The organism is Rhodobaculum claviforme, from assembly GCF_016653255.1.
GTDB lineage: Bacteria > Pseudomonadota > Alphaproteobacteria > Rhodobacterales > Rhodobacteraceae > Rhodobaculum > Rhodobaculum claviforme.
Genome location: NZ_NHSD01000053.1, coordinates 1 through 3,599 on the forward strand (window position 1 = coordinate 1; position 3,599 = coordinate 3,599).

At 68.8% G+C, this 3,599-nt stretch carries 3 protein-coding genes; all 3 read right to left on the bottom strand.

Features of this window, described 5'->3' with window-relative positions; translation table 11 throughout:
• Positions 1–86 precede the first annotated feature (86 nt).
• The 3 genes from repC to repA all read right to left on the bottom strand — a co-directional run bounded on the left by repC (position 87) and on the right by repA (position 3,463).
• Complete coding sequence (repC, locus tag CCR87_RS00795) at positions 87–1,226, bottom strand: plasmid replication protein RepC (RefSeq protein ID WP_242511778.1); 1,140 nt, start codon at positions 1,224–1,226, stop codon at positions 87–89.
• Between the two features lie 187 nt (positions 1,227–1,413).
• The gene (gene repB / locus CCR87_RS00800; protein ID WP_201155431.1) at positions 1,414–2,292 is read right to left on the bottom strand and encodes a plasmid partitioning protein RepB; all 879 of its coding nucleotides are present in this window, start codon (positions 2,290–2,292) and stop codon (positions 1,414–1,416) included.
• A 1-nt stretch (position 2,293) separates the two neighbouring features.
• Entirely contained in the window at positions 2,294–3,463 is a 1,170-nt protein-coding gene (gene repA, locus CCR87_RS00805; RefSeq protein ID WP_201155432.1) for a plasmid partitioning protein RepA, read from the bottom strand.
• Positions 3,464–3,599: the final 136 nt, after the last annotated feature.

The following is a 3,599-nucleotide window of genomic DNA, read 5'->3' on the forward strand; positions in this document are numbered from 1 at the left end:
GCATGGGGCATCGTATCCTGTTTTCGGGCACCGTGTCGGCCGGGGCAGGGGGTGTCAACGGCGGGCCTTGGTTGACAGCTGTCAACTCAGGCCGCGCGGAGACCCTCGGCTCGCAACAACGCCATCACCATCGGCAGCGGGCTGAACCTTCCATGGGCTGCCTTGGCGGACAATCGCCGCAGATATCCCCCCGGCCGCGCGATGCGGGTGGAGCGTTGGAGCATGCACGCCAGCGTCACCGCCGCGGCCTCGGGCCCCATCAGGCGGCAGGCCTCGGCCCAGGCGTCGGCGCTGATGTCCATCATCGGGTGCAATCGCTGCGCGACGGCCAGCAGGTCGCGCCAACGCGCAATGCCATGCGGGGCATGGTGCAGGATCTCGGGCGCCGCCTTCAGCACCAGCTCGAGCGGCAGGGGCGGGGTTGCGCTTTCCTTCGGGGGTGTTTCAGATTCTCTTAGATCTTTGTCTGAACTCTGAACGTGCCGCTCAATCCGGCGGGGGCTGCCGCCCGGAACTTCTGTTTTTTCATGGATCACCAGCGGTTTGACCTCATCGCGCAGGCTGAGGGCTGCGCGGTGCAGCGCGCCGAGGGCGGTGAGGTCCATCTTGCGGCGCAATCCGCGTGCCAGATCTGCGTGCCGCTCGGTCAGCGCGGGGCAGGGGGCGCCGCCGTCCGCCGCCCAGGCCAGCAGCTTTGCGGTGTCGCGGAGCGCGATCACCGTCGCCTCGCGCAGTCGGCGCAGGCACAGGGCGGCATCACGGGCGGCGGCGGCACGGCTGGCGATCTCGGGCGCCTGCACCAGCAGCGGGCGCAGGTCGAACCCGAAGGCGACGCGCCCCTCGGGCCCCCGCGCGGCATAGCGTTTGCCGTTGGGGCTGTCGCGCCGCACGATCATGCCTGCGGAAACCAGCGCCGCCAGATGCCGGCGCAGGGTGCTTTCGGCCATGCCATGCGCGCGTTCCGATAGCCGCGTGTTGGAGGGGTGGACGACCAGCGCCGCGCCATCCTCCAGATCTCCCTCGGGGTGGAACGACAACAGCGCCGACAGCACTGCCAGATCGCGGTCGCGCAGGCCATAGTCGGCGCGCGCCGCCGTCAGGTCGCGCAGCAGCGCCCATTTGCAGATGCGCGCGACCGGCGCCGGGGCCTCGGCCCGCGCTGCGGCGGCCAGATGGGCGGCCGTCACCGGCTGGCGCCCGAAGGGCGTCAGGGAAATGTGGTACATGTGCGTGTCACGCGGCAAACCGCGACCGCCCGGGTCAAAAGACACGGTTGACAGCTGTCAACTTCGGGCACTATCTTCGGGACTGCTAGATCACTGAAGATGGGCCCTTCGGGATGTCATGTCCCGGGGGGTCTTTTCTTTGGTTTATGCCGTTTGCGTGCCTCCCTTGGCTGGTTGCGGGGTTCCCTCAGTCACGACCGGATTTCCAGTCGCGGTGAAGCCTGTCGATGTTGGCCGCGAGCCAGTCGCCGAAATCCGGCGCGACCTCCAGCGCGGTGCGGGTCTTGCCCCGGCGGATGCGTCCGATCTGGGCGTCGCCCGCGCGTAACGGTTCAGCCTGGGCGCGGGGGGTGGCGAGCGCCGCGAACACGGCCGCGAAGCGCGCGTCGCTGTCGGGGCCGAGGGCGGCGGCCACCAGATCCCGCGCGGGGCGGCCGCGCGCACGCTCCGCCAGCGCCAGCCAGCGGTCGCGGCCCGCGCCGGGGGCGGGGCCGATCGCCTCCACCACCTCCTCCGGCAGGGCGTCGATCACCGACAGCATCCGGCTCAGCACCGTCTTGTCGATCGATAGCGCGTCGCAGATCACCGGACGCTCGAACCCCATGCCGGCCATGGCCTTGGCGAATCGAGCCTTCTCGATGAAGCTGAGGTCGCGGCGGGCGCTGTTCTCCTGGCCCTGGGCGACGATCAGCTCCCGGTCGGTCAGCTCGCGCACCAGCGCGCGGACGGGCTGGCCGAGGTGTTTCAGCGCCGCAACCCGGCGGCGGCCATAGACGACCTCGTAGCGCCCCTCGGTGTTGGGCGAGTGGCGCAGCATAACCGGGACCTGCTGGCCATAGGTGCGGATCGATTCGGCCAGCGCCTCGATGCCCGCCTCGGCCTCCATCCGTTCGGGCAGGCCCGCGTCGTCGATCATGTCGCACGGCACCTCGATCAGGGACCGGGTGCGCAGTTCCGCGATGGACTGGTTGACCGCGCCGATGGCGCCGCGCGTGCTGCGCGGCGGGGCAGGGGGGTTGCCGGTTGCGGGCGCCATCAGGCCACGAAGGACATCCTTGCGTGCCATTCTACCTCCCCCAGGCGGCCTGGATCAGCCCCTCGATTTCGCCGTTGACCGCGTTCAGGCTGTCCATCGCGCGCTCGTATGTGGCGCGGGTGAACTGGTTGCGCTCGACCTCGTACAGGGTCTGCTTGCTCAGGCCCGCGTCCGACACGGCGGTGGATTTCAGCACCGGATGGTTCAGCACATGATCGCCGAACAGCGCGCGCATGAATCCCACCATCTGTGTCTGCGGCCCGTCGCCGGGCTCATGCCGGGTAATCAGATACCGCAGCCAGTCGTATTCCATCGACCCGCCCGCATCCGCCACCACCCCCAGCAGGTTCGACGTCATCAGCAGGAACTGGCACATGCTCATCACATCGAGCATCTGCGGATGGACGGTGACAAGGACGGCCGTGGCGGCCGAAAGCGCGGACATGGTCAGGAACCCCAGCTGCGGGGGGCAGTCGATCACGACGATGTCGTAATCCGCCTCCACCTCCGCTAATTTTTCCCCAACCTTGGTAAAGAACATGTCACCGGACCGTGCGGCCAGCACACGCGGGGTATCATGCTCGAACTCCATCAGGTCGAGGTTGCCGGGGATGATGTCGAGGCCGGTGAAATACGTCGGCCGGATCACATCGCGCAGGGGCAGGGGGTCGTCATACCGGATCGCATCATAGAGCGTGCCGCCGTCGGCCAGATCGAATTCGGGCTGGAAGCCGTGCAGCGCCGACAGGCTCGCCTGCGGGTCGAGGTCGACGGCCAGCACCCGGTGCCCGTCCAGCACCAGCTTCTGCGCCAGGTGGGCGGCCGTGGTGGTCTTGCCCGACCCGCCCTTGAAGTTGATGACGCAGATCACCTGCAGATGATCGCCCGCCCGCCGCCCCGGCAGATAGGTGCCCCGCCCCCGGTCCAGCATCCGGCGCAGCTCGTGCACCTGCGCCAGCGTATAGTGCCGCCGCCCGCCGCCCCGGATCTCGGGCTCCGGCCCACGCCCCTCCAGGTGCAGCTTGCGCAGGTACGCGTCCTTGACGCCCAGCAGGACCGCCACCTCGCCGCTGGTAAACGTGCGCAGGTTGCGCTGCGTGTCGGGGGGGAACAGCTGCGCCCGGTGGGCCTGCAACTGGGCCGAGAGTTTCTCGGCATGTTCCGCCACCAGACGGTCGATGCGTTCACGCCGCTCTGTCATGCGGTGTCCATTTTTCGGGCCTGCTCGACCGTGTGTTGCGGTTGGCGGCGTCATGTCCGCTTCTTGGCGTAATTTATTGCCGCCCCGCCCCGAGTCGCGCAAGCCTTTTTTCCATATCCCACGCCGCTGGCCGCCC